Annotated in this window: 26 protein-coding genes; 16 read left to right on the top strand and 10 right to left on the bottom strand. The window is 41.5% G+C overall.

Annotated features, from left to right (window positions below; all coding sequences use genetic code 11):
- Positions 1–223 precede the first annotated feature (223 nt).
- Both QLQ22_RS22660 and QLQ22_RS22655 read right to left on the bottom strand, forming a co-directional pair.
- Positions 224–583, bottom strand: a complete 360-nt coding sequence (locus tag QLQ22_RS22660; protein WP_223438229.1) for a YidH family protein — start codon at positions 581–583, stop codon at positions 224–226.
- Positions 584–702: 119 nt separating this feature from the next.
- Complete coding sequence (locus QLQ22_RS22655; RefSeq protein ID WP_223438227.1) at positions 703–1,236, bottom strand: DUF6944 family repetitive protein; 534 nt, start codon at positions 1,234–1,236, stop codon at positions 703–705.
- A 204-nt stretch (positions 1,237–1,440) separates the two neighbouring features.
- On the opposite strand from QLQ22_RS22655, the gene QLQ22_RS22650 reads away from it, so the two are divergent.
- The 5 genes from QLQ22_RS22650 to QLQ22_RS22630 all read left to right on the top strand — a co-directional run bounded on the left by QLQ22_RS22650 (position 1,441) and on the right by QLQ22_RS22630 (position 6,645).
- Positions 1,441–2,055: a PH domain-containing protein gene (locus QLQ22_RS22650; RefSeq protein WP_223438224.1), complete on the top strand. Its 615-nt coding sequence runs from the start codon at positions 1,441–1,443 to the stop codon at positions 2,053–2,055.
- Positions 2,056–2,433: 378 nt separating this feature from the next.
- Positions 2,434–3,240 carry an SGNH/GDSL hydrolase family protein gene (locus tag QLQ22_RS22645; protein WP_284015621.1) on the top strand — a complete coding sequence of 269 codons (807 nt, stop codon included), beginning with the start codon at positions 2,434–2,436 and terminating at the stop codon, positions 3,238–3,240.
- Positions 3,233–4,150 (top strand): ABC transporter ATP-binding protein, encoded by a 918-nt coding sequence (locus QLQ22_RS22640; RefSeq protein WP_284015620.1) that lies wholly within the window; start codon positions 3,233–3,235, stop codon positions 4,148–4,150. Before QLQ22_RS22645 ends, QLQ22_RS22640 begins: the two co-directional genes overlap by 8 nt.
- Positions 4,143–5,123, top strand: a complete 981-nt coding sequence (locus QLQ22_RS22635) for an ABC transporter permease (protein WP_252207489.1) — start codon at positions 4,143–4,145, stop codon at positions 5,121–5,123. The genes QLQ22_RS22640 and QLQ22_RS22635 overlap by 8 nt, the downstream gene beginning before the upstream one ends.
- A gap of 496 nt (positions 5,124–5,619) precedes the next feature.
- Positions 5,620–6,645, top strand: coding sequence for a nuclease-related domain-containing protein (locus QLQ22_RS22630; protein ID WP_284015619.1), 1,026 nt, complete (start codon positions 5,620–5,622; stop codon positions 6,643–6,645).
- 19 nt (positions 6,646–6,664) lie between these two features.
- Here the strand turns inward: QLQ22_RS22630 and katA are convergent, their stop codons facing one another.
- Both katA and QLQ22_RS22620 read right to left on the bottom strand, forming a co-directional pair.
- Positions 6,665–8,122 (bottom strand): catalase KatA, encoded by a 1,458-nt coding sequence (gene katA, locus QLQ22_RS22625; RefSeq protein WP_223438214.1) that lies wholly within the window; start codon positions 8,120–8,122, stop codon positions 6,665–6,667.
- A gap of 218 nt (positions 8,123–8,340) precedes the next feature.
- Positions 8,341–10,836: a hypothetical protein gene (locus tag QLQ22_RS22620; RefSeq protein WP_284015617.1), complete on the bottom strand. Its 2,496-nt coding sequence runs from the start codon at positions 10,834–10,836 to the stop codon at positions 8,341–8,343.
- A 294-nt stretch (positions 10,837–11,130) separates the two neighbouring features.
- On the opposite strand from QLQ22_RS22620, the gene QLQ22_RS22615 reads away from it, so the two are divergent.
- Both QLQ22_RS22615 and QLQ22_RS22610 read left to right on the top strand, forming a co-directional pair.
- The gene (locus QLQ22_RS22615) at positions 11,131–11,787 is read left to right on the top strand and encodes a helix-turn-helix domain-containing protein (RefSeq protein WP_284015616.1); all 657 of its coding nucleotides are present in this window, start codon (positions 11,131–11,133) and stop codon (positions 11,785–11,787) included.
- A gap of 127 nt (positions 11,788–11,914) precedes the next feature.
- Complete coding sequence (locus QLQ22_RS22610) at positions 11,915–12,835, top strand: cation diffusion facilitator family transporter (RefSeq protein WP_284015615.1); 921 nt, start codon at positions 11,915–11,917, stop codon at positions 12,833–12,835.
- A gap of 111 nt (positions 12,836–12,946) precedes the next feature.
- Here the strand turns inward: QLQ22_RS22610 and QLQ22_RS22605 are convergent, their stop codons facing one another.
- Positions 12,947–13,267 carry an ArsR/SmtB family transcription factor gene (locus tag QLQ22_RS22605; protein ID WP_284015614.1) on the bottom strand — a complete coding sequence of 107 codons (321 nt, stop codon included), beginning with the start codon at positions 13,265–13,267 and terminating at the stop codon, positions 12,947–12,949.
- Positions 13,268–13,414: 147 nt separating this feature from the next.
- Between QLQ22_RS22605 and QLQ22_RS22600 the strand changes: the two genes are divergently transcribed.
- Together QLQ22_RS22600 and QLQ22_RS22595 are read left to right on the top strand one after the other, a co-directional pair.
- Positions 13,415–13,795: an ArsR/SmtB family transcription factor gene (locus tag QLQ22_RS22600; protein WP_223438206.1), complete on the top strand. Its 381-nt coding sequence runs from the start codon at positions 13,415–13,417 to the stop codon at positions 13,793–13,795.
- Entirely contained in the window at positions 13,773–15,920 is a 2,148-nt protein-coding gene (locus QLQ22_RS22595; protein WP_284015613.1) for a heavy metal translocating P-type ATPase, read from the top strand. The genes QLQ22_RS22600 and QLQ22_RS22595 overlap by 23 nt, the downstream gene beginning before the upstream one ends.
- Before the next feature lie 200 nt (positions 15,921–16,120).
- Here the strand turns inward: QLQ22_RS22595 and QLQ22_RS22590 are convergent, their stop codons facing one another.
- Complete coding sequence (locus QLQ22_RS22590) at positions 16,121–17,071, bottom strand: L-lactate dehydrogenase (RefSeq protein ID WP_284015612.1); 951 nt, start codon at positions 17,069–17,071, stop codon at positions 16,121–16,123.
- A gap of 271 nt (positions 17,072–17,342) precedes the next feature.
- On the opposite strand from QLQ22_RS22590, the gene QLQ22_RS22585 reads away from it, so the two are divergent.
- From QLQ22_RS22585 to QLQ22_RS22565, 5 genes are all read left to right on the top strand, one after another.
- Complete coding sequence (locus tag QLQ22_RS22585) at positions 17,343–18,608, top strand: ammonium transporter (protein ID WP_223438200.1); 1,266 nt, start codon at positions 17,343–17,345, stop codon at positions 18,606–18,608.
- A 27-nt stretch (positions 18,609–18,635) separates the two neighbouring features.
- Entirely contained in the window at positions 18,636–19,616 is a 981-nt protein-coding gene (locus QLQ22_RS22580; RefSeq protein WP_223438198.1) for a DUF294 nucleotidyltransferase-like domain-containing protein, read from the top strand.
- Complete coding sequence (locus QLQ22_RS22575) at positions 19,613–20,344, top strand: exonuclease domain-containing protein (protein ID WP_223438189.1); 732 nt, start codon at positions 19,613–19,615, stop codon at positions 20,342–20,344. Before QLQ22_RS22580 ends, QLQ22_RS22575 begins: the two co-directional genes overlap by 4 nt.
- A 112-nt stretch (positions 20,345–20,456) precedes the next feature.
- On the top strand, positions 20,457–21,347 hold the full coding sequence (locus tag QLQ22_RS22570; RefSeq protein ID WP_284015611.1) for a diacylglycerol/lipid kinase family protein: 891 nt from the start codon (positions 20,457–20,459) through the stop codon (positions 21,345–21,347).
- 12 nt (positions 21,348–21,359) lie between these two features.
- The gene (locus QLQ22_RS22565; protein ID WP_284015610.1) at positions 21,360–21,671 is read left to right on the top strand and encodes an iron-sulfur cluster biosynthesis family protein; all 312 of its coding nucleotides are present in this window, start codon (positions 21,360–21,362) and stop codon (positions 21,669–21,671) included.
- 133 nt (positions 21,672–21,804) lie between these two features.
- On the opposite strand, the gene QLQ22_RS22560 is transcribed toward QLQ22_RS22565, so the two are convergent.
- Both QLQ22_RS22560 and QLQ22_RS22555 read right to left on the bottom strand, forming a co-directional pair.
- Positions 21,805–22,257: an SRPBCC family protein gene (locus QLQ22_RS22560; protein ID WP_284015609.1), complete on the bottom strand. Its 453-nt coding sequence runs from the start codon at positions 22,255–22,257 to the stop codon at positions 21,805–21,807.
- Entirely contained in the window at positions 22,254–22,442 is a 189-nt protein-coding gene (locus tag QLQ22_RS22555; RefSeq protein ID WP_252207467.1) for a hypothetical protein, read from the bottom strand. Before QLQ22_RS22555 ends, QLQ22_RS22560 begins: the two co-directional genes overlap by 4 nt.
- A 168-nt stretch (positions 22,443–22,610) precedes the next feature.
- On the opposite strand from QLQ22_RS22555, the gene QLQ22_RS22550 reads away from it, so the two are divergent.
- The gene (locus QLQ22_RS22550) at positions 22,611–23,093 is read left to right on the top strand and encodes an ImmA/IrrE family metallo-endopeptidase (protein WP_284015608.1); all 483 of its coding nucleotides are present in this window, start codon (positions 22,611–22,613) and stop codon (positions 23,091–23,093) included.
- A gap of 37 nt (positions 23,094–23,130) precedes the next feature.
- On the opposite strand, the gene QLQ22_RS22545 is transcribed toward QLQ22_RS22550, so the two are convergent.
- Positions 23,131–23,454, bottom strand: a complete 324-nt coding sequence (locus QLQ22_RS22545) for a hypothetical protein (RefSeq protein WP_284015607.1) — start codon at positions 23,452–23,454, stop codon at positions 23,131–23,133.
- Between the two features lie 100 nt (positions 23,455–23,554).
- Here QLQ22_RS22545 and QLQ22_RS22540 point away from each other — a divergent pair, with 100 nt between their 5' ends.
- Complete coding sequence (locus tag QLQ22_RS22540) at positions 23,555–24,043, top strand: TlpA family protein disulfide reductase (RefSeq protein WP_284015606.1); 489 nt, start codon at positions 23,555–23,557, stop codon at positions 24,041–24,043.
- 38 nt (positions 24,044–24,081) lie between these two features.
- Here QLQ22_RS22540 and QLQ22_RS22535 read toward each other — a convergent pair whose 3' ends face one another.
- Positions 24,082–25,095 carry a YeiH family protein gene (locus QLQ22_RS22535; protein WP_284015605.1) on the bottom strand — a complete coding sequence of 338 codons (1,014 nt, stop codon included), beginning with the start codon at positions 25,093–25,095 and terminating at the stop codon, positions 24,082–24,084.
- Between the last annotated feature and the right edge of the window lie 774 nt (positions 25,096–25,869).

Genomic DNA, 25,869 nt, shown 5'->3' with positions numbered 1-25,869 from the left:
GCTTTTGTATGAATGGATAACCTATTATTAACACAAATTCACATAATTTCACAACCTGGATCATGTAAAATTATTGGTAAGAAGGAGGATCATCCATTATGACAGGCGAAATGCTTGTGGAAGAAGGAATGACTGTTTCTTATCTGAAGGGCGAATGAGAGCCTGTAGATTTGGATGGACATTTTATAAAAAAAAGCAACGGGATTTTTCCGCTGCTTTTTTGTTATATGATCATCATAAAATAAAAGGCAAATCCAAGAATGAAAATTAAAATAATAAAAGAGAGAAGAATAACGATATTCTTTGAAGGCTCAAACGTCTGGGCATCAATCTGTTTCATCTTTTTCAGATAGTCATACGTGGAAAAAAGGACAATCGCAATTCCTGAGATGATAGAAACAATGCCAGTGCCCATTGTGACGGTATCAGTAAGAGAGGAGAGCTTAGGCAAAAAGGTGAAATGGATGTTTGTCATCAAAAATCCAATTCCGATAATTGCAATAGAAGTTCTGATCCATGCAAGGTAAGTCCTTTCATTCGCAAGATGCTGCTGGATGTAATTTGAACTGACTGTCTTATTCATTCTTCACACCTCATTAGTAAGCTTCTATCACTATTAAATACAATATCGTGTATTAATTCAATATAGTTATAATGGCAAGGGGAAAAATGGGCAAAGGACACCAGGAAATGGTGTCCTTTTTAGTATTTTGTCTCTCCGATGGCTGAAATAATCGAACCGATTGCCTGAATCCAGCTTCCGGCTACGTTGATGTTTCCCGGATCTTCATTCCGCAGCTCCATGCCTCCAGCAATGGCCTGCATGGAATTCCCTATGACTTGCAGAAGATTGCCGTAGATCGAATATAACTGTTCAATCGATCTTTCCTCCCCAAATGCATCTGCAAGAGCCGCTCCGCCGCCTGTTGCCTGAAGGAGATTACCCTGAACATCAAGGAGTGTTTGAGTGCGTTCGCTGAAATCAATGATGATTCCTGTGACTACAGTAGTATTTCCGATTGCCTGAATCATATTGCCGATTTTATTTAAGGTAAATGTATCTTCTGTATCGGCGAGTATAGCGTTACCAGTACCCTGCAGAATATTTCCCCATAAATTTAAATTTTCAAGCTGCTGGTCTGTGAGTACTTTTGAGGGAGTACTTCCAACGGCTGCAGTTACTGTTCCAATAGCCTGGATCCATGCTCCGAATACCGCTTTTTCTTTATTGCTCATAGCTTGACCGCCTACTCTAAAGTTCTCCCTGAAAGGTTCATTCAATAGGATATGCAGAGCTGGAAATACGTGTACGTGTATTTTATTGTCTTTCTTTATTTCAGAAAATACAGTTCAAATAGTTGTAAGCATAATTAACAGTTTTCAATTTTACAGTCTCTTGTTAAAATTAGGGAGATGCTAAACCAGGAAGGATGAAAAGCCATGTTTAAAAAACTAGCTTCAGAGGCATTAGGGTTATCCGATATTGGGACAATTATCAGTCCGGCTGATTATGACAAAACAGATGCAGATGATTATGTGATGCATGAGGATAATGAGAAAATCTATTTTTTAATTAAGACAAAGGCAGATGAATACTGCTTTACAAATCTTTCTTTTATTCATGTAGACGGGGCAAATGCCGTTTCTTCTAAAAGAACATTAAAACGCTATCCCTACGCCCAGTATAAATTTTCAGATGTTCTGCTTGAAACAGCAGGAAAAATCGATATGGATGTAGAAATTAAATTCAGCCTCGGCAGCCAGAGGTTTGATATTGATGTAAGGAAAGATCAGATTGAACAGCTGAAGGATTTATATAAATCTCTTCTTCGCATAGCTGAAATATCACATGAAAATGCTATATACATAGATATGGCATCAAGCAGTCTTGATAAAGCTGTAAACATCCTTCAAAATTCAAGAACGGATCATAACAAGCTCTCCGATACTTACAGAGATTTAACCGACTTTGGCTTTACATGGATGACCTCTGTACGCGAGCAATATCATATTAAAGATTTCGGCGAAGTTTTTGAGAAATATATAAATAATTGAGACCATAAAGTCTGCTCGGATTCGGGCAGGCTTTTTTTGCTTTGCCGAACGAAAAAGCTGGATGTTTGATGACATAAAGAGAACCTTTTCACGCTCAACTCAGAGTTCCTTCAGCACGAGCCTACAGGGCAAGTAAGGGTTTATATTCATTTCCCTTTATCGACGCTGACTCCTTTATAAATAACGGGGAGAGTACCGATTGATTAATCAGGGCATCAGCTGCAAAATTCTTTATGCACAAACAAAAATCAATATGGCAATTACTTGAACAAGCCTGCAGATTATCTGAAAATGGAAGCGTTCTTAGTTGCTTATATGTTTTGAAATCATGTAAATTGTTGGGTAACAAGTTTTTAATTAGGAAGAAAAGGTGATCGTTTGAAGATAAACACAGCGAAGTTTATTGCTATCTTATCCGTGCTCGCGACAGTATTATGGATTTTCGGCTTGTGCTGGACGATAAATGATTATTTTTTCAGCAAACCGGATTCTCAAGTGAACCAGGATTCATCTGCTGAAGCTGAAGTGAGCGGCATGGATGATGACTATCAAATTGTAGCGCTTGGCGATTCATTGACACGAGGAACAGGTGATCAGTCAGGCAAAGGGTATATTGGCTATTTAGTAGATGATCTTAAAGAAAAAACAGAGCGGGAGATTAAGCTTTCTAACTTAGCGATCAAAGGCCAAGTCTCGGATCAGGCAGTCAAGCAGCTTCAAAAACCTGAGATCAGAAGACAGGTCAGAACGGCAGATGCAATTATCATGACCATCGGGGGAAATGACCTTTTTCAAGGCGGACAAGCACTTGAACATTTATCTTCTGAGGAAAATGATCAAGTTAAAGCTGTTTTTTTAGAGAACTTAGATAAAGTCATTAAGGAAATACGCAAGGTTAATCCGGAAGCATCCGTTTATTACGTAGGTCTCTACAATCCCTTTAATGATTTGGAGGATGCAAAAAAAACTTCTGCCATTGTGAGGCAATGGAATTTTGATTCTGCTGAAATTGCAGCGAAATATCCAAAAGTTGTCATGGTCCCGACATTTGATTTATTTGAGCAGAATGTAAACGATTATTTGTACAGTGACAAGTTTCATCCCAATTCGGAAGGCTACAAGCTGATAGGAGAACGGCTGTCATCTTTGATCGTATTCAGCGGGGAGGATAATCAGGATGAATAATTCAAATGAAACATTGGTTGTTGAAAATCTCCGGAAGAAAATAGGCAAAAAAGAAATCATCAAAGACATCTCTTTTCAGCTTCATAGGGGAGAAGTATTTGGATTTCTGGGCCCGAATGGCGCAGGCAAAACAACAACGATCCGCATGCTCGTCGGATTGATTAAAGCGACATCCGGCAGGATTACCATCTGCGGCCACGATCTTAAATCCGATTTTTCAAATGCGATCAAAAATATCGGCTGTATTGTTGAAAATCCAGAGCTGTATCCTTATTTGACGGGACTTGAGAACCTTCACTATTTCTGGAGAATGGTTCCCGGCCTTCCAATGGAGCGGATTGATGAAGTAGTAGAGCTTGTCGGTCTGCAAAATCGAATTGGCGACAGGGTAAGCACCTATTCCCTTGGAATGAGGCAGCGCCTGGGGATTGCACAAGCATTATTAGGCAAGCCGAACGTGCTGATTTTGGATGAGCCCACAAACGGACTTGATCCAGTCGGCATTAGAGAAATGCGGGAATTCATTCGATTTTTAGCGGAAAAAGAAGGCTTGAGTGTCCTTGTTTCCTCCCATCTGCTTAGTGAGATTCAATTAATGTGTGACCGGGTTGCGATTATTTCAAAAGGTGCCATTCTTAAGATCGACACCGTAGAGCATCTTCTTGCTGAAAAAGAGCGAGTCATCTGGAGACTTGATCCTTTTGAAAAAGGAAAGGCCATCTTAGCGGCAGAAACAACCTTGCTTACCGATTATAATGACAGGATCGTTACCTATAATGAGGAAGAAAGCATTCCTGATTGGAATGAGAAATTAGTTGGAGCAGGTGTAAAAGTGCGGGAGATCCAGACAAAACTGCCCACACTTGAAGATTTATTTATCGAGCTGACTGAAGGTGAAACCATTGATTAACCTCGTCTATAATGAAATGATCAAAATTATCCGGAAGAAGCGGCTTTTTATCATTGCCGGAATATTAGCTGTACTAGTCGGACTTTTCACATATGCCCAAATGAAAGAAGCTAAAACCCTTGAAGAAGAATTGGGAACAACCGACTGGCGTTCTCAATTGCAGCAGGAAATTATCAATGCGCAGAACAGGTTAAGCTCTAGCGGCATATCAGCTGAATGGAAGAAGTATCTGCAAATCCGGATGGAGCAGCAGCAATATTACCTGGATAACGACATTAATCCAAGTGCTCCCGGAGCACCAACCTTTATGAGAATGTTTGCGGAGAATTCGATTGACCTCCTGCTGCCGCTGATGATCATGGTCATCGCAGCCGATCTCGTCTCCTCTGAGGCAACAGGGGGAACAATCAAGCTGCTGTTAACCAGGCCGGTAAAAAGGTGGAAGATTTTATTAAGCAAGTACATCACATTAATTTTGTCGGTTTCTTTTATCGTATTATCCCTTGGATTACTGTCCTATCTCATATCAGGAATCGTCTTTGGATATGGCGGCTGGAATATGCCGATCCTAACTGGGTTTACAGTCCAGGGAGAGGACTTAAACACCGATCAGGTCCGGCTGGTTGAACAGTGGCAGTACATTTTGATGGAGCTCGGACTTGTGTGGTTCGTGGCGCTTGTTGTCGGAACCCTGACCTTTACTCTCTCCGTGCTTATGAAAAGCACCGCCTCTGTTATGGGAGTGATGCTCGCCGCATTGATTGCAGGAGCGATACTTGCAAATATGGTTTCCTCCTGGGAATCAGCCAAGTACTTTTTCATGGTCAACCTAAGACTGACCGATTACGTAGCCGGCATGGCGCCTCCTATAAACGGGATGACACTGGGATTTTCCATGAGTGTTCTCAGCATCTGGGCAGCAGCCGGACTGATTGTTTCGTTTATCGTGTTTTCGCGCAGGGATATTTATTGAGTTGGCAGCCGCTGGGGAGCGGCTGTTTTTTTGTATCGTAGATTAAGATTTAAAAGGGTGACTTCAGCTAAAATAAAGAAGTATCAGTTAGAAAATAGAAATCTTGGCTAGATACAGACATTAGATGAAACGTGTTATTTTCATCTTGGCTAAAAAAACCCTGAAATCAGCTAGAAATTCTGCATTTTCGGCTAAAAAAATTCGGATTTCAGCTATAAAAAATCGAAATTCAGCTAAATGTTTAATGAACGAAGCTCCAGATAATCGAATTTATATTGTTATTTTGAAACTCGCAAATTTTTAAGTATGCCGTACCTTTTTAATTACCTGCTAAAAAGCTCTTTTATAAGGAAATATCTTTCAATTAGCTTGAATAATTTTATATTTTATGCAGCGAAAAACGGTTTTTCTTCTATGAAAACTTAAATATTCAGCGGTTACATCGATTCAAAGAAATAGTACAATTACATCATCCTAATCTATAAGGGGAGATGGAATGATCGTTAAACCTCACTCAACCCCAGTTTATATTCATAAACTTGAAGCATTGTTAAGAAGACTTCCTCCTGATCATCATAAAAGAACCCATATTAAAGAAGTTTTAGCAAAAAGAATGGCAGGTTATAGGGGAGAGTTAAGTATTGATTATCCGCTTAGTTTTCTTGCCGAAGAAGACTACTTCATATTTCATGATATTAGACTATATGATGGAACACACTATTTTCAGATTGACACGCTTATCCTGTCAAAATGGTTTATTCTCGTTCTGGAAGTGAAAAATATTGCAGGGAAAATTTTTTTCGACTCTCATTTTCATCAGCTTATTAGAACTCTAGATGAGAAGGAAGAAGCATTTCCTGATCCAATTCTTCAGGTTGAGAGACAATGCTTTCAATTTAATAAATGGCTTCAGTTGAATAAATTTCCGTTTATTCCTGTTGAACCGCTTGTCATCTTTACAAGCCCGCGTGCAATCCTCAGAACTTTACCGGATAATCAGCATATCTTTGAAATAGTGATTTTAAATGCAAAACTTCCAGCGCAAACCGAGACACTTCGAAAAATTCACCAGAAAGAAATGTATACTTCTAAACTCATTCAGAAGCTTTCAAGAAGGATTGTAAAAGAGCATTGCCCAGCAGATGTAAATATTCTTCAGCAGTTCACAATCAGCCAGAAGGAGCTTGTTAAGGGTGTCTTTTGCCCGGCATGTTCAGCTTCGCTTATGCAGAGAGGGAGGGGAAGATGGATATGCCGGAAGTGCTCTGTTTTTTCAAAAGATGCTCATATTGAATCTTTAGATGACTATAACCTGCTTATTAATCAAAGTATTACAAACAAAGAGCTCCGAAATTTCCTCAATCTATCTTCTATTCATATAGCCAGTAAACTGCTAAAATCTTTGAATTTACCTGTTACCGGGGAGACAAGAAAACGTTCCTACAACCTTAAATCAATAAAAAAAAGCACCCGCCAACAAAGCGGATGCAAAAATGAGAATAAAATTGAGAACGAATTGTAAAGCTATACCTTCAATTTACTTAAACCTGCTGCGGAACCTGAAGTCCAAGTCCCTGTGCTACACGCTTCCCGAATTCCGGATCAGCTTTATACAGATGCGCAATTTGGCGCAGTTTGATTTCTTCTTTTGTGACAGGGGCCATTGAGTCAACGTAGTTTTTAACAAGACGTGCGCGCTCTTCTTCACTTTGGAGACGATAGAGATCTCCAGGCTGAGTGTAGTGATCGTTATGATCGTAAGAGACGCTGTCTGCAATTCCTTGAACCGGGAAAGCAGCCTGCTTGTTTTCAGCTGATTCTGCTGGTCCGCCGTAGCTGTTTGGCTCGTAGTAGACAGAGCCGCCGCCGTTGTTGTCAAAGCGCATTTGACCGTCACGCTGGTGATTGTTGACTTCATTTTTAGGGCGGTTAATCGGCAATGCCTGATGGTTCGCACCTACACGGTAACGGGCTGCATCATGGTAGGCAAATAAACGGCCTTGAAGCATTTTGTCTGGAGATACGTCGATTCCAGGCACGAGTGTTCCAGGTGAGAATGTTGCCTGCTCTACTTCCGCAAAATAGTTTTCCGGGTTGCGGTCGAGTACCATGCGGCCAACCTCAATTAACGGATAATCTTTTTGAGACCATACTTTTGTAACATCAAATGGATCGAAGCGATAGGTGTCTGCATCTTCTAAAGGCATGATTTGTACATACATTTTCCATGCTGGGAAATCGCCTTTCTCAATTGCATTAAATAGGTCTTCAGTATGGTAGTCCGGGTTTTCTCCAGCAATTTTAGCTGCAAGTTCCGGAGCGAGGTTTTGAATGCCCTGTTCTGTTTTGAAGTGATATTTGATCCATACGCCATCGCCTTCAGCGTTTGTCCATTTGAATGTATGACTTCCGAATCCATGCATATGACGGAATGTTGCAGGAATTCCGCGGTCAGACATCAAAATCGTTACCTGATGAAGAGATTCTGGTGAAAGAGACCAGAAATCCCAAACCGCATCTGGATTTTTCAAATGCGTTTGCGGATGACGCTTTTGAGTGTGAATGAAATCAGGGAATTTAATAGCATCGCGAATGAAGAACACAGGTGTGTTGTTTCCGACCAAGTCATAGTTTCCTTCTTCTGTATAGAACTTCAATGCAAAACCGCGGGGGTCGCGCACTGTATCAGAAGAGCCGTTTTCTCCAGCTACTGTTGAGAAACGAACGAACATCGGTGTGCGTTTTCCTACTTCTGATAAAAAGTCAGCTTTAGTATATTTTGTTAAATCATTTGTTACTTCAAAATATCCGTGTGCTCCTGCACCTTTTGCATGAACAACGCGCTCAGGCACACGTTCTCTGTTAAAATGAGCCAGTTTCTCTAAAAGGTGTACATCCTGAATTAATGTTGGACCGCGGGAACCGGCTGTTATTGAATTCTGGTTGTCTCCAACAGGAGCACCCCAACTGGTAGTTAGATTTTTTTTATCATTAATCATAAATCGAATCACCTCATAGTTTCATATTATTTAACCCATAAACAATGATAACATCTATCAGTAAAAAATCAATACTATTTTATAATTATTATAAATAAATAGTGTATAAAATAGTTGGATAATTTAATAAATTCGGTCCAGCGAATGAAATTCCTTCAAGAATTTTGAAGAACAAGCACATTTGAAAAAACCGCCATATAGAATGGCGGCCAAGCGGCTTATTCAATGATAAGTTTTTGAGCCCGGATTTCATCATAGTAGGCAGTGCTCATGGAATACGAAGTTGTATAAGCAATAAGCCGTGCGGTTTTTGCATTCGAAGGTGCTTTAGCGGTAAGTTCGATATTCTGCCATTTGCCATAGCCTGTTTGAATGTGAACAGGCAGAGAGTTGGCCTCTTTTCCAGACGCATCATAGAACCGGATCATAAAACTTGCTGTTCCGTCCTGGATAAATAGATTGGCAGATGCCCGAATGATGTCTTCGCCAGTGACTTCAATTGGCTGACTCATCAAGGCAGCGGATTTGTTTCTGGCTGAATCTGTGAGCTTTAAGCTTTGTCTTCCCTGGGAGTGCTGTTCGCCTGAAATGGTGTATGAGACTTGCTCATCTGTGCCGAACATCGAAGTCCAGCCGGGGATGACGTCTTCTTTTACGGGCCGTTCAAAATGATGATTTTGTACAGGAAGATCCACTATGCCTGTAATGTCATTTACTTTTATTTTGTATAGCATTGTTCGGTTTGAGCGGGCTGCATAATAGATATCACCAGCGGGGCTGATGCTGAAATTATAGATGCTTTCAATCTGTCTGCTTTCAAGTGTTTGAGGGTCAATGGCTGTCAAATTTCCGCTGAAGTCTGCATAAAGAAGGCCATTTGACCATTCAAGTTCAATATCATGCCAGGCTGATAGAGGCAGAGAATCATAGAGTTTCTTGCTTTTAACAACTTCGAGAGTGTCAGGATTCATGGCAAAAATGGTATTGACTGCAGCGCCCCACAGCAGTCCGTCTGGACCGAATGAAAGCTCGCCGATCGCCGGAGGCTTTTCAAGACCCTCAATCGAAAGGGTTACTTCTTTCACTTTTTCTTCGGCGTTTGCATCCCAGACGAAAATTTTTGCTTCCTCAGCCGTTGGATCTGCCCCAAGTCCTCCATTAATCGAGGTTGAGCCGTAGACTTTACCGTCTTTATAATCCAGGCTGATGATGCTTTGATCCTGAACCACATTTCTAAACACTTTATGTTTGATGCTGCCTTCAGCTTCAGGGTCATAAACCGTCAATGCTCCGCCAAGCTCGCCGTAAAATGGGATGCTTCCAATATAAGCTTTGCCGTCCCCTGCTGTAATATGGCTGATGCGGTTTTGTCCTTCACCAAGCGTAAATAGCTTTTTTGGGTTTGTAGTTGAAGGTTCGAGTGCAGGATCGTATTCTCTAATATCACCATCAGGGTATACGCCGAATAGCATCTTATTGCCAAAAGCCGCCATGCTGTCGCCCTGTCCCATATTAAAAGCTGTTTTTGTTTTTGTCTCCGGATCATAGATCGCGCCCTTGCCTGTCTGGATGCCGCTCATATAGAGGCTGCCTTCCGGACCGGTTTCAATTTTATTGATGACATTGGCAGTTCCTTGAGCAAGAACAGGCGTTTTTACCGTCTTTTTTGTTTCTAAGTTTAAAATGGAAACATAGCCGCTGAAGTTAATGGTAACAAGACTTTTTCCCGGCAGATCAGGGGAGTTGAATTCTACCCAGTCCGCACCTCGGAAACCGCTTTCATATGTGATTCCGGTGTCTTCAATTTCCAATGTTGTGAGGTCAATCGTGTTCAATTTGTTTTCAGTGGTCATGTAATAGATTTTCCCGTCTAAAGACTCTTCTTCAACATGGAGCCCGCGTACTTTTGGAATGACTACATCAAGCCATTTCTTCGTCTGGGTATTGTAAATATAACCGTTGCTTGAGAGTTCATAGCGAGCAAATAAATACCGGCTGTCCACTTTTTCAAGGTCATAAATGTGTCCTGATTCTCCGATAGACTCGGCAATATCTTCTTTTTCGCCTGTTGCTTTATTATAATGAATGATCTTGCCGTGTCCTGTGCCTGAGTAGACATCATCCTGAATAACAGCCAGTGACCGGATATACTCTTGAGATGATTCTCCGATCATTCTCCCAAGATCTGTTACTTTGTTTGTATCAGGATTGTATTCATACACTTTGCCGCTTGGATATGTTCCTACATAAATTTTCCCATCTTCAGACGTAATTGAGAAAGGAAAGCTTTGACCTGAAAAAACAGCGACTACGCTTGCTGTTTTCGTTGCGGGAGAATATTTCCAGAGCTTTGCCCCGCCTCCTTCCGTTGCGATATACAGATCTCCGTTTGGCATCACTTCATGCGCCCAGGAATTTTCTGAGTTTTCAAGGCTGATGACCCTTAACAGCTTCTTGCTCTCGATGTCGATGACATTAAGCTGAGCAGGCAGTCCTTTTACTGTAGTGTACATCACATGTCTTCCATCCTCTTTGCCGACAGCTCCATTAAAAATACTGATAGCGTCAGTGAGAGGGGTAAACAGCTGTTCAGGTTCACTGAAGTAAGTGCGGCTCAGCTTGCTGTCTGTTTCTGCCTTTACGCCTTCTCCTCCAAGAACTACCGGCATGATCCATAAAAGAACACTTAAGCATACAATAAGTCCTTTCTTCACTCTCTTTTTCCTCCTTCTATTTTCTGACACAGGTGAAGAGTCTTGGGTTAAATCTGGTTCATCATCAATCGTACAAGAAGTGACAGAAGAATCCAATACTATATTCTGAAAATTTAATATATTTAGGTGGATTCTAGTTTAATAATCGAGGTATTATAAGGGTTATAGAGATTTTGTCTCTTATACGTCATAAATTATGTTTCGTTTTCAGATTCATAGAATCACCATTGGTTTGTATGAATAATAGGAACCAGTTTTGAACCAGGATGAAAATATATACAGAGGTGAAAAAGTATGAAACAACAGCCGCTTTCAGTTGGATTGATAAGAGTGGGTGCCGCAAGTGATGGACTTTCAAAAAGCATCTCTGAATTTGTTTCTGACCTTGAAGGGTATATGGCTGTGCTCAAGGGAAATGAGATTTTATTTTTTTCCTCTACAACTGGGATTGATGAGTTTGCAGATTGCTACATCAGGAGACTGTCCAAAAAGAAAAAGGGTTCTTTCTCATTGGGAATTGGCATCGGGGCTACCGCTTATCAGGCAGCTGCTCATGCAAGGATTGCTCTTTCAGAGGCAGCCATTCTTGGCGAAAAAAGCTGTCTTGTAAACGAAGGTAAGCAGGTAATGTCTCCTTTGGAAAAACAGTTTCCTCTGACATATGATCTTTCCATTACGAGTGAAGTTCTGATGAAAGAAGCAAAACAAGCGGGCGTCTCAGCTGCAGCCTATAATCGATTGCGTTCTCAAATCTCCCGCGCCGGAAAGTATACGTTTACAGCAAATGACTTGTCAGCGATTATGGGCATTTCTACTCGAAGTGTGCACCGCAAGCTGGTAAGGTGGCTTGATGAAGGGCTGATTGAACTTGCAGGAGTAGAAAAGCTTTCGCTAAAAGGAAGACCGCGGCAGCTATTCCATTTGACCTTCTTGGAAAAAGAAGGAGATTAATGTTCCTTATTCATCATGAAAAAGATCGGGTATGTAAATGATAATTGTATCTTGCACAAAACCTGAAATTTTGAAATAATATATATATGAGCATATATTCATATATAAAGAGAGTTGAGGGGATACGATGGGACATTCGCATAGCCATCATGGTCATGATGGGCATCATCATCACCATACGAGCAATAAAAAAGCGCTGCTTTGGGCGTTTGCCATTATTACTCTTTTTATGATTGCAGAAGTGATTGGCGGCCTCCTGACAAACAGTCTGGCTCTTCTGTCAGATGCAGGGCACATGCTGAGTGATGCGGCAGCTCTTGGTCTGAGTTTTCTTGCCCTGACATTTGGGGCAAAAAGAGCTTCTTCTTCTAAAACATTCGGATACAAGCGGTTTGAAATACTGGCTGCGTTTATCAACGGGCTGACGCTGATTGTGATTTCGATCTTTATTTTCTTTGAGGCCTATGAGCGGTTCATGGATCCTCCTGAAGTTGCCAGTTCGGGAATGCTGATCATTTCAAGCATTGGCCTTTTGGTCAATATTGCGGCTGCGTTTATCCTGATGCAGGGCGACAAAGATGATAATTTGAATATCAGAAGTGCTTTTCTTCATGTTATCGGGGATATGCTTGGTTCTGTCGGGGCGATTATTGCCGCGCTGCTGATTATGTTTTTCGGCTGGGGAATAGCGGATCCGGCTGCAAGCATTATTGTGGCTGTTTTAATTATTATCAGCGGATTTCGCGTGACAAAGGATTCTTTTCATATCTTGATGGAGGGTGTTCCCGGGAACTTGAATTCAGATGAAATCAAAGCAGCCCTGCTGAAAATGGAGAATGTTTGCGGAGTGCACGATCTGCACGTGTGGTCCATTACTTCTGATTTTCCTGCACTCAGCTGTCATCTTGAAGTAGAGGATGGTAAAGCGCATCAAACGATTTTAACTGAAGCAAACAGGCTGCTTCATGACCAGTTTGGGCTGCACCATACCACGATTCAAATTGACCGGAAAGGTTCCGGCTGCTGCGGAGATGAACATTGTAATTAAGCTAATTTATTAATGGATTTTCGATAAGAAAGGTTTCATTTTCGATAAGAAATTGCAGTTAAAAGCATGTTCAAAGGGAGCAGCAAATCCGCTGCTCCCTGTTTCAGGTTTTTAATGCTGGGCATGCTCAATCATCTGTTTGAGAAGCCCGATAACATGTTCGTCATCATGCGAATAATATAAGGTGGTTCCTTCGCGGCGGAATTTGACGAGGCGGAGATTTTTTAGAAATCTTAGCTGGTGGGATACGGTTGATTGGAGAAGAGATAATGTTTCAGCAATTTCATTTACGGAGCATTCACCTTGAGTGAGCAGGTTTAATATGCGGAGCCGTGTCGGGTCTGACAGCGCCTTGAAAGTCTGGGAAGCGATGAAGATGGTTTCTTCGTCCAGATCATGAAACGTTTCTGCTTCTTGTTTTTCTTTTTTCATCGTGGGTCTCCTTCTGACTTCTTATGTAGTTATCATTATAGGGAAGATTAGCTATTTTCACAAACATTCAAATAATTGTTTGACTGTTCATATTATCGTGCATATACTTTAATCAAACGAACGTTTGAATGAATAGGATGTGATGAAGTGAAGCTGCAGGATGTGTGTGAAATAACTTGTGTGGATTCTGAAAAAGTGGAACGGGTTAAGAATAAGCTTCGAGGACGGGAAACGGCAAATGTGGCGAAAATTTATAAAGCACTTGCTGATGATACAAGATTGAAAATTGCTTATGCGCTTTTAGAAGAGGAGCTTTGTGTCTGTGATGTCGCGAATATCGTCGGGGCTACGACTGCAACCGCATCGCATCATTTAAGGCTTTTGAAGAATACGGGGCTTGCTAAATTCCGCAAAGAAGGAAAGCTTGTCTATTATTCATTGGATGATGATCATGTTAAGAAGCTTATTTTGATTGCTTTTGAACATCAAGGGGAGATGAGCCAGCGTGGAAGCAGAACAATCGGCTGAAAAAAATGTATATCGGGTTCAGGGATTCACCTGTGCAGGCTGTGCCGGGAAATTTGAACGCAATGTAAAAGAGCTGGATGGCGTGACGGATGCGAAAGTAAATTTTGGTGCCGCCAAGTTAACAGTTATCGGCAAAGCAAGTATCGATGATATTGAAAAAGCAGGAGCGTTCGAGCACCTTAAAATCCTTCCTGAAAAGGGAGCCGTTCAAGCACCTGCAGAACCATTCCTTAAAAAATACGGTGCGCTTCTAGTGTCCGCTCTGTTCATAATTATTGGCTATTATTCCTTATTTTCTTACGGGGAAGGAAGTGTCCCATCTATAGCAGCCTTTATTGCTGCCATCATTATTGGAGGATCATCCCTGTTTATCACTGGGTTTAAAAATTTGATTCGACTTGAGTTTGATATGCGAACACTCATGACGATTGCCATTATTGGCGCCGTCATTATTGGGGAATGGAGCGAAGGAGCGGTTGTGGTCATCTTGTTTGCCGTCAGTGAAGCTCTGGAATCCTATTCGATGGACCGGGCGCGAAAGTCCATTCGCTCTTTAATGGATATTGCTCCAAAAGAAGCGTTAATAAGACGAAATGGAATTGAAAGCTCTATTGCCGTTGATGAAATTGAAGCTCTCGATATTATGATCGTGAAGCCTGGCCAGAAAATTGCCATGGATGGTTTAGTTGTTAAAGGGTTTTCGGCTGTTAATCAGGCGTCCATCACGGGTGAATCCATCCCGGCAGAAAAAGGACCAGGCGCCGAAGTGTTTGCGGGAACTCTTAACGAAGAAGGATTGCTTGAAGTGCAGGTTACAAAGCTTGCTGATGATACGACGATTGCCAAAATCATTCATTTAGTAGAAGAAGCCCAGGCGGAACGCGCACCATCGCAGGCGTTTGTTGACAAGTTTGCGAAGTGGTATACACCTGCCATTATGGCGGTTGCCTTTTTAGTTGCCGTTCTTCCTCCGTTATTTTTCAGCGCAGCATGGGACACATGGATCTACCAGGGTCTTGCCGTATTAGTGGTCGGCTGTCCATGTGCCCTTGTTATTTCAACACCTGTTTCTATTGTTACGGCAATTGGGAACGCTGCGAGAAATGGTGTATTGATCAAAGGCGGCATTTACCTTGAAGAATTAAGCAGAATCAAGGCAGTTGCCTTTGATAAAACAGGCACTTTAACAAAAGGGGCTCCCGTGGTTGCCGATTTTGAAGTTTTACAATCCGGCATTTCAGAGAACGACCTATTTAAATTGGTAAGTGCGCTGGAATATCGATCGCAGCATCCGCTTGCTTCAGCGTTTATAAAAAAAGCAGAGCAGCAGGAGATCGATTATAAATCACTGATTGTAGAAGATTTCACGTCCTTAACTGGAAAAGGAATCAAAGGAAAGATTGATCATGAGTGGTACTACGTTGGAAATGTTTCGCTGTTTGAAGAAATGGGGCTTACATTTGAAGGTGAATTAAGGAACAAGGTTGATTCTTTGCAGAAACAAGGAAAAACAGTCATGCTCGCCGGAACGAATGAAATGCTGCTTGCTGTTTTAGCAGTGGCAGACGAGGTCCGTGAAAGCAGTGTCCGCGTTGTGAAGCAGTTAAAAGAGCTCGGTATTCAAAAAACCATCATGCTGACGGGTGATCATGCAAATACAGCTGCAGCGATCGGTAACCAGTTAGAAGTGTCTGAGATTTATGCTGAGCTGCTTCCTCAGCATAAACTGGATGCAGTGAAAAAGATGCAAAGGGAATACGGGGCAGCTGCAATGGTTGGGGATGGCGTAAATGATGCTCCTGCCCTTGCTGCAGCTTCAGTTGGAATCGCGATGGGAGGAGCCGGGACGGATACCGCTCTTGAAACAGCAGATGTTGCCTTAATGGGGGATGATCTGAAAAAGCTGCCATTTGCAATTGAACTCAGCCGCAAAACGCTTGTTATCATTAAGCAGAACATTGCCTTCGCCTTAGGACTCAAATTGCTTGCTTTACTTCTGGTCGTTCCGGGGTGGCTGACGCTTTGGATCGCGATCTTTGCAGATATGGGAGCTACATTGCTAGTTACGTTAAATGGATTACGGCTTTTAAGAGTGAAAGGAAAGAGAGATAGCCAGATACTTTGAAAGTATGAACTCCTTAGGGGTTCATGCTTCTTTTTTGTATGCAGCTGGCTAGAAAAAGAATGGCACCTAAAATAGAATAAAATGCGCTAATAACAGCTTGAAAGCAAAAAAAGAAAACTCCAGCTTCTGAAGCCGGAGCATAAATAGCCGTTTGCCTTTTTATAGCTGGTAAGAGAGTTGACTGAAGTTACCCAGCTTTTCTAGTCAAAATGTGGAGCCAGTATTTCCTTCAATATCGCTGCACTGTTTTTAAATTTATTCTGTTCCTCAGCGTTTAGATCAAGCTCAATAATCTCGCGAATCCCCTCGCGGTTAATTACAGCTGGAACACCGATATAGACATCGTTTTCACCGTAATGGCCATCAAGATAGGCAGAAACGGTCAGAACACAGTTTTCATTATGAAGGATTGCCTTCGTAATGCGGATAAGTCCCATTGCAATTCCATAATAGGTTGCGCCCTTTCGACTTATAATTTGATAGGCTGCATCTCTGACGTTCTTAAAAATTTCATCTAAATCTTCTTTTTTAAAGGCTTTGTTTCGTTCAATCATCTTCATGACAGGGATCCCGCCGATATCCGCAGCGCTGTAAACAGGAAGCTCGCTGTCTCCATGTTCACCGATTATGTAGGCATGCACGTTATTTGGAGCAATTTTAAAATAATCGCCCAGCAGGTAGCGAAAGCGGGAAGTATCAAGGATGGTTCCTGAACCTATCACGCGTTCTTTCGGCAAGCCGCTGTATTTCCAGGTTGCGTAGGTCAGGATATCCACTGGATTGGCTGCTACTAGAAAAATCCCCTGAAAACCGGATTTCATAACGCTTTCGGTAATTTCTTTGAATATAGCCAGGTTTTTTGCTACTAGATCGAGGCGGGTTTCGCCTTTCTTCTGGTTGGCTCCTGCACAAATGACAACAATATCTGCGTGTTTGCAATCCTCGTATTCTCCGAGGCGGATGGCGGCAGGATTTGGCGCAAACACTTTTCCGTGATTAAGATCCATTACATCCCCAAGCGCTTTTTCGGCATCAGCATCAATTAAAATGAGTTCATCAGCCATTCCTTGATTCATGAGAGCAAATGCGCAGCTGGATCCGACAAAACCGGTTCCAACTAAGACTACACGGTTTATCTTTTCTTGTGTCATTGTGCAACACTCTTTTCAATGGATTGTGAAATAATTCACAATATAATGTTACCTTATTTAGGAAGAAATGTCTATTGTAAAAGCAACCTATCTGCGATTTTTCAAATTCTTTATTCATTAAAAACATGTAAGGTTTTTTGACGTGAAGTTATAAAAATTTTTAGAAAATTGGTTGACTAAAGAAAAATATACGATAAAATAGAAAATAATAAACTTATGTTATATTTTATAACATATCATGTTATGAAAAGAGCAATAGGGGGACGTTAAATTGGATTCTATTTATTTGTTAAATAGTTTATGGGTGGTTTTAGGGGCGATCTTAGTTATTCTCATGCAGGGCGGGTTCATTTTGCTTGAGGCGGGATCTACACGCATGAAAAATGCCGGTCATATTGCCGGGAAGACGATCTTTACGTTTGGTCTTGCATCCCTTGTGTTTTGGGCAGTGGGCTTTGGGTTTATTTTTGGCGATAATGCTAATTTCCTTGTCGGTTTATCCCACTTTTTCTATTCAGGATATGAGCTTGAAGGGATGAATCTTTCTTCCGCTGTATTCTTTATATTTCAGCTTGCATTTGCCGGTATTGCGATTACGATTGCCCTTGGCGGGTTTGCCGAGCGGGCGAAGCTATCAATCTATCTTGTCTTTACGGTGCTGTTCTCAGCTCTTGTCTATCCTGTAGTTGCACACTGGATCTGGGGCGGAGGCTGGCTTGCTGAGCATGGCAAACAGGATTTTGCAGGCTCTACAGTAGTGCATTTAACGGGAGCAATGGCTGCATTTGCGGCGACAATTTTGCTGAAGCCCCGAATTGGGAAATTCAATCAGGATGGTTCTGCCAATAACATTTTTGGGCATAATCAGGTGTTTACGGCTTTAGGCGTTTTGCTGCTTTGGATTGGCTGGTTTGGATTTAATGCGGCAAGCACGCTTGGAGTAGAGGATGGATTTTTCGGATATGTTGCTCTGAATACTAATCTTGCAGCAGCAGCCGGTGCTGTCGCAGCGCTCATCGTTTCATGGGCGGTGCTTGGGAAATCAGATGTGCCGACGATGCTGAACGGGGCACTCGCGGGTCTTGTAGCGATTACAGCATCCTGTGCGTTTGTTGATACATGGGCGGCTGTTCTCATCGGTTTTATCGCTGGAATCCTGGTTTTCTATAGTGTGAGATTCTTTGAAAAGAGAAAAATAGACGATCCAATCTACGCCTTATCCGTTCATGGTGCAGCAGGGGTTTGGGGTACGATTTCAACAGGGTTTTTCGCAACACCAGAACTGGCGACAGTTGGAAAGCCAGGATTATTGTATGGCGGAGGCTTTGAACAATTAGGTGTTCAGATTATGGGGGTCGGCGTATCCGGAGCTTATGCTTTTATTGTTTCGTTTATCATTCTCTTTGCTGCTAAAAAGCTGATGGGCGGTCTTCGTGTAACGGAAGAAGAAGAAATTATGGGGCTTGATATGAGTGAGCATGGAAGTTACGGCTATCCTGAAGTATTCTTATCAAAAGAGGATAAGATCAGCTCTTAATTCCGGAGCGAAAGGGAAGTGCTGTAAATGGGAGAAAGCTACGAATCGATTCGTGCATGGAAAGATGAAGAGATATATAAATATACATCTGATACGCACACATTAAATCAATTTCATGATCAAGTCATGCGGGCTGTTTTTAACATATCTCTGCAAAGGGTGAAGGAGGAAAAAGGAACTCCTCCTTCGCCCTTTACATGGTTTGTCATGGGGAGTGCAGGGAGATATGAACAGGGGGTCATCAGTGACCAGGATCATGGAATGGTTTATGAAAAAAGCGGTACGGATGCAGATCAGTACTTTCTGGCACTTGGAAAAGAAGTTTCCTTAGGTCTTCATATTGCAGGATATCCTTATTGCGAAGGTAAAGTCATGAGCTCAAATCCTGTCTGGTGCAAATCGCTTGGAGCTTTTGAAAATCAGCTATCAAAATGGATGGATGAAGTCAGCTTCGAGTCGATGCGGTATCTGCAGATTTTTGTTGATGCAAGAGTATTAGAGGGAGAAGAAACATTTGTTAACCACTTAAAAAACGTTATTGATGATTGCCAGAAAAAGTCTCCTAAGCTATTAAAACGGTTTATGGATAATATCATGCACCTCAAACCTTCTGTTGGTCCTCTTGGGCAAATCTTTACCGAAAACAGCGGCCCTTATCAGGGATCATTGAATTTGAAGCAGGCTGCGTTTTTGCCCTATGTGAATGCGGTAAGAATCCTTGCTATTAAAGAAGGAGTACTAGCCGCGTCAACTTTGGACCGGATTGATGAGCTCAGCAATGACGAGTTTTATCGGAATGAGCTGAGCGACTATAAGACCAGCTTTGCAAATCTGCTGCAATTTCGAATGTCTAATTTAAAGAGAATCCAAGATTACGATGATGTACATTACCTTCCCATTCAAAAGCTCAGCCGTGCGGAGAGAAAAGAAATGAAAACCATTCTGAAAAACGGGAAAAAGCTGCATCACTTTGTACAGGGAATCATTGAAAAGGGTGTTCATAAATGAAGTCGAATCCGTTCGTTCATTTTATAAGAGAAGTGCACGGAAAGTTTCAAACAAGCGTTTTTGGAACTGCTCAAAGCGGACAAAACTCCCAGCAAATTGCGTTTCTGCGCCAGCTTCAGCGAGAAATGAAAGCAGAGGAGGCGCTGTCGGTTCCATTAGACGATCTGAATGTGGTTGTCTTTGATATTGAGACAACCGGATTTTTCCCAGAGCAGGGAAACGAAATCATTGCTATCGGAGCAGTGAAGGTGAGCGGGTCCACGCTGAAGGAAGAGGAACGTTTCTACTCGCTTGTCAGACATGAAAATGGGATGTCCGATGAAATCCGTGAGTTAACGGGCATTAGTGATGAAGACTTAATGGATGCTCCTTTCCTTGAAGAGGCCATGATCGAATTTTATAAGTTCGTAAAAGGAGATACACTTGTTGCCCATCACTCTTCACATGAAAAAAACTTTATGCAGCATGCAAGCAGGAAATTGTTCCGTGCACCTTTTAAGCACCGGATTGTGGACACTTCTTTTTTATACCGCATCGCTGAACCGAATTTTGAGTATGTAAGACTTGAAGATTGGTGCGATCATAAGCAGATTCCTGTTATAGACCGTCATCATGCGTTAGGCGACGCCATCTTGACAGCAAAATTATGGTGTAAATATGTAGAGGATGTAAAAGGACTCGGCTGCAGAAACCTGAGGGATATTTATGAGCGGATTGCCATCCTATGATAAGAAACATTACTTCAGTAAAAGGAGTAATGTTTTTTGCATCGATGGTTCCATTTGTCTATTTTAGGGGTAAGGTAAATTATAGGCATTTTAAGTCAGGGGGGAAAATGGTTTGAAGCAGGCAATGTTAATTGTAAACCCATCTTCAGGAAAGGAAAAAGGGACTGAATATGCAGAGCACGCTTTAAAAACAATGAATAAAATGGGCTATGAAACAGAGATCCGTGAAACAAAAGGCGAGGGAGATGCTATGGAGTTTGCCCGGGAAGCCTGTGAAAGTAAGCTTGATTTTATCGCGGCAATGGGCGGGGACGGTACGATAAATGAAGCAATAAACGGAATTGCTGAACAGGAACATCGGCCTTTATTCGGTTTAATTCCACTCGGTACGGTGAATGATTTTGCCAGAGCGCTTAATATTCCGCTCGATCCTGAAGAGGCTATTTCCATTCTGGAGCAGCAGAACACAAGAAAAACGGACGTAGGAAAAATCAATGACCGATATTTTATTAATATAGTTGCTGTAGGTGCTTTAGCTGAAGCATCTTTCTCCACGCCTGTGGAGCAGAAAACAAAGCTTGGACCGCTTGCCTACATCATTGAAGGTGTAAAGAAAATGAAGGAAAAGCAGCCTTTTGAACTCAGGGTGCAATCAGATAATGTCGTCTGGGAGGGGGAGGCGCTGCTTATGCTTGTAGCACTGACAAACTCAGTCGGCGGATTCGAAACGATTGCCCCTGAAGCAGAGGTGAACGATGGCATGCTTCACGTCATGATTATTAAAGATATTGCCATGCCGCAATTTCTGCTGCTCCTGCCGAAGATCATAACGGGTGAACTGGGAAACAGCGAGCATGTTGAATACTTAAAAGTGCCAGTGATTGAAGCATCTTCAACTTATGAAATGATTGCGAACGTAGACGGTGACGAAGGGGATAAGCTTCCGATAAAAGTGGAAAATCTAAAGAGACACATTGAAATACTGGTCCCTAAAGAAGAATAGGAGGTTCATTATATGAATATAACAATTACTCAGCAAGCTAAAGACAAATTAAATGAAATACCGGATGATAAGATGATCCAGCTTTCTTTTGACCGAGGCAGCTGTGATATTGTGAATACGCTGTATGAAATAAAGGTCATTAATAAAAGAGAAACAGAAACGTATGAAAAAGTGATTACAACAGAAAAGCTGGATTTTATCGTTGATGATGACTTTGAAGATACATACGACAACGAGCTGACTATCGATTACGCGAACAATTTTTTTGTCTTTAAAAATAAGAATCAGACATTTAATAACAGAATAGGGATTCGATACGTTTAAAAGAAGTTATCTTTCCCTATGTAAACATTATAATTTAGTAAGGGGATTTCATTTGCAGAAGGAAATAAAAAAGAAGCTTGTGCGGATGCATCAGCTTCTTTTTATTTAGGAAAGAATATCAATTTCCGCACTATTAGGTCGGAGGCGCTTGCGCTTTTCTAATTTCACAATGTGTTTTGAACTGCTGCAAAAGGGAAAGTGCCAGTTTCTCAGTCAGCTTGCTCGATAGCTTGCCCATGATTTTTGCAAGCTTCGATAAATAGATGATCTCATAGGTTTGAGTGACCTGAGTGTCGCCCTGTACAACTTCAAGGTGATAGGTAATCACCATTTTAAATGCTTTGCTTTCAAGGGAATATGAATATGTTTCCGGTTCGGCAATCACACCATTTTTTCCGTGAAAAGAAGTTCGCATCGCACCTTCTTTTTGTACTTGAATAAATGATGCTCCTTCAATCTTCTCTGCTCTGGGCTGTTCATATTGGATCTTTTCTATTTCTTTTGTCCATGTCTTGCGAGCGGCCGGTGAGGAAAGCTGTTCAAAAACAAATTCAATCGGTGCGTGAATAACGACTTTATGCTTCAAGATAGATAATCCTCCCATTTCTTTGATTGAAGAGCTTCCTTCAATTTCATAAGTGCTGATGTTTCAATGGTTTTTATTTCTTCAATTAATCCTGCAAGATGCATAAACAGCTCCTTGCGTTCAGTCTCAGAAAACTGCAGCTGCTCGCTTGCTTCTGCTTTTTGACCAAGCAGATCAGCGTTCATTTGTTTATACTCTTCCAAGTTGAAATCTTGACTATCAGCAAAACTCTCAAGTGAATCTGGAGTCTCTAAGCCTTATCTTTCACAAATAGAGAATATCCAAACAAACAAATCTCCGCAGAAAAGCTTTATCAGCTTGCCATCGCGCTTGAAGTAACAATGGGACAGCTAATGGGGAAAGACGGGCAGGACGAAATTGAAAGGCTTTGTGATGAGGTGGCATCAGAGCTCTTGCTGCCGACAGCTGAATTTAAGCGTCAGATGGAGAAGCATGGCGAGAAACTTGCTTCCTTTAAGCCGCTCTCAAAATACTTTCGGTCATTAGAAGCTGTTGCAGTCAAATTTGCAGGCTGTGCACAAGATCAGAACCGGGCCATTTTAATGGTAACCGATTTTCATTCAGCAGGACGGAGAGACTTGGCTATTTCAGGTGTGATTCCTCTTTCAAATTGGGACATCTTCGTGCCGAAGGGACTTTCAATCGGAAAAGAGCGGCACCTGGCGGATTCTTTTTATAAAAATGCTCCTTTCGAGCAAACGATGCAATTGAGTCTTGGCCATTTGCAGGGAGAATATCTTGTGGAAACCTATCCGTCTAAATTTCAGCAGAGCGGGAAGCTGTATAACAAAGGATATATCCTGCTTTCAAAATAAAAAAGCTGATCTTCATACAGATCAGCTTTTTTGTCATTTAATCTACTCTATATTTTAAGTAACTGTAGTTCTCTGTCGGCTTCACTTCTATCGTTTTTCCATCTGCATCTTTAAGGATTTCAAACTCCTGATAAGTTTCTACCCAATATCCATCTTTCTCTTCTGATGCGATTTTCTTATCCTCGTACACTGTGAAAAGCGGCTGCTCCTTTGCCGCAGTCTCTGCTTCTTCTTCAGCAGCCATAGGAAAAGATCCTGTTTCGGTATTTTTTGCCTGAAAGGAATCTAAATAGGCCATCGTTCCAATCAGGAGAACGAGAAAAAAGAGAGTGAAGATTTGTGAACTTGTTTTAGACAGCAACACCAGCCGCTCCTTTCAAAAACATCTTAATTCATATGTACGCTCGTCTCACAGGAATATGTCCATTCTTAAAGGAGAATGATAAGGATAAAAAAGGAAGGTGATCAATATAGCACGACTGATTCTGCTTGCTGTACTGCTCAGTCTTTGTATCCCGCTGGAACAAACTGCTGCAGCAAAAGCACCTGAACTTAAGCTGTCGGATATCAATCAGAAAGAACATGAAATAAGACCGCCCTACGATCAGCCTATCGTCCTGAATTTCTGGGCATCCTGGTGCGGCCCCTGCAAAATGGAAGCACCTGATTTAGTGAAGCTTGCTGAGAAATATAAAGGTCAGGTGAAAATTTATGCGGTCAATATGACCAATCAGGATTCAGAAGAAGGAGCGTATATGTTCGCTAAAGACTATGGATTTTCATTTCCTGTTCTGCTTGATAAGAAAGGGGAAGCTTCAACCTTGTTTAGAGTGGCAGCGGTGCCTACCACTTTTTTTGTAGATGAGAATGGCGAAATTGTGAGTGTACTTACCGGGTATGGAGGGACGGAGCTGCTTGAGAAACGGGTCAGGGCATTAATAGCTCATTAATACGAAGGGACCGATCGTAACTGACCGGTCCTCCATTTTTAATTAAGCCCCAGCAATAGAACTAATCCGTACCCCGCAGCAGACAGCAGCACAGACCCTGTCAAACCGGCAATCAGCGGCTTAGAGCCAAGCTTTTTAAAAGTCTTTAAGTTTACGTTTAATCCAAGTCCAGCCATGGCCATTCCAATTAATAGATAGGAAAAAGAGACAAGGAAAGAGGCCGTTTCCTCTGAAGCAATTCCAGCTGTATTCAACCCGCTCATGAAAAGGAATCCTAGAATAAACCAAGGAATAGGCAGGGAAGAAGGAGCGCCTTCTGCCTTTTTTTCTCTAAAAAGGATTCCGACTATCAGAGCAGCGGGTACAAGCAGGGCGACACGGGTTAATTTTACGATAATGGCTAAATCTTCTGATTCGGTTCCTCCAATCGATGCCGCAGCTACGACATGTGCAACTTCATGCAGCGTTCCCCCGGAAAAAGCACCGAAACCATAGGGGGTTAGATTTATAAAAGAATATAAAAAGGTGTACAGCAGGGTAAAGGCAGTGCCTAAAATGGCAATGGTTCCTGCACTTACAGCAGTCTCCTCATCATTCGCCTTCACTAATGGGGCAATTGCCGCAACAGCTGCAGCCCCGCAAATTGCAGTTCCGCATGCGGTGAGTATACTGATTTTCTTATCCACTTTGAGAAAGCGGGAAAGAGCATATACCAGGGGCATGGTAAAGAGGATTACGATTAAGGAAAGGATAAACACGTTAAATCCAGCTTGATAAAGTACTGTCAGATTTAATCTCATTCCGAGAAAAATGATGCCGAGGCGCAATAGCTTTTTGCTTGAAAAAGAGGCTCCTGTAAGCACTGGTTCACTTATTCCGGCAGAAGCTCTCCACAACATTCCCAGAATCATGGCGATGATAAGGGGTCCTATAACGGAAAATAAGGAGAAACTTGCTAGATAAGAAGCAATAGCTGCAAATATGAATGTCAGCAAAATCCCTTGCATAAAATGCAACCGCTGATGTTTTAGCTTTGTTTGACTGTTCAACATGATGTACACTTCCTAAGCAATTTGTTCTTAAGATAACTTTATCAACTCCATAACTATTAGTAAAATAAATATAAATTATAATATTTATTAGCATTATTAATAATAGGATTCTTCAAAAGAAAAACCCCTGATTATAATCAGAGGGGTTCCGTTTACGGAAGGAAAAAAGTAAATAGCACTAAAAATAGCAGGCTCATTCGCATATGAATTAGACCTGTTATTTTTGTTGATATTACAAGGTTTTCAACCGTTTATGAACAGAAATAGATACCTATTTAGCAACAGGACAATAACTATTGTACATCATAAAATTAGTGTGCTAATTGGCTTGCGAATTCCCACTTTCTTTTATTGCCTGATGACTACTGACAGACAACGTTTAAGTGGGATTTATATAATATTATTATAAATAATAGATATTCCATTAAAGGGCAGTTTAACGGAGTAAGCAGATACTGAAGTTCTTCTGCATAAGGGCCAGATTGTTGAATAACACCTTTAAAGAAAATTAGATATCTATGTTAAAGTTTAAAAGAGATTATGAAGGTTGTTACTTAAACAAACGGGATAGTAAAATAATCATTTGAAAGGTCAAATTTTTTTGTTGTATCAAAAAGCTATGATTATAACAACTCAAACATTTAACTGTAACCCGCCTTCCAGTCTCCTAAATAAATGGTACAATATAAAACCTAATTTGACATTGACACAAAATTTATCTAAGTAGTGGTATAACTGCCGTTTCAATTCTCAATCAATTTCATCTACTACTAG

The sequence above is a fragment of the Metabacillus hrfriensis genome (genome assembly GCF_030127205.1).
GTDB lineage: Bacteria > Bacillota > Bacilli > Bacillales > Bacillaceae > Bacillus_P > Bacillus_P dongyingensis.
The sequence above is the reverse complement of the archived record's forward strand: the minus strand, read 5'-3'. Positions and strand labels throughout refer to the sequence as shown.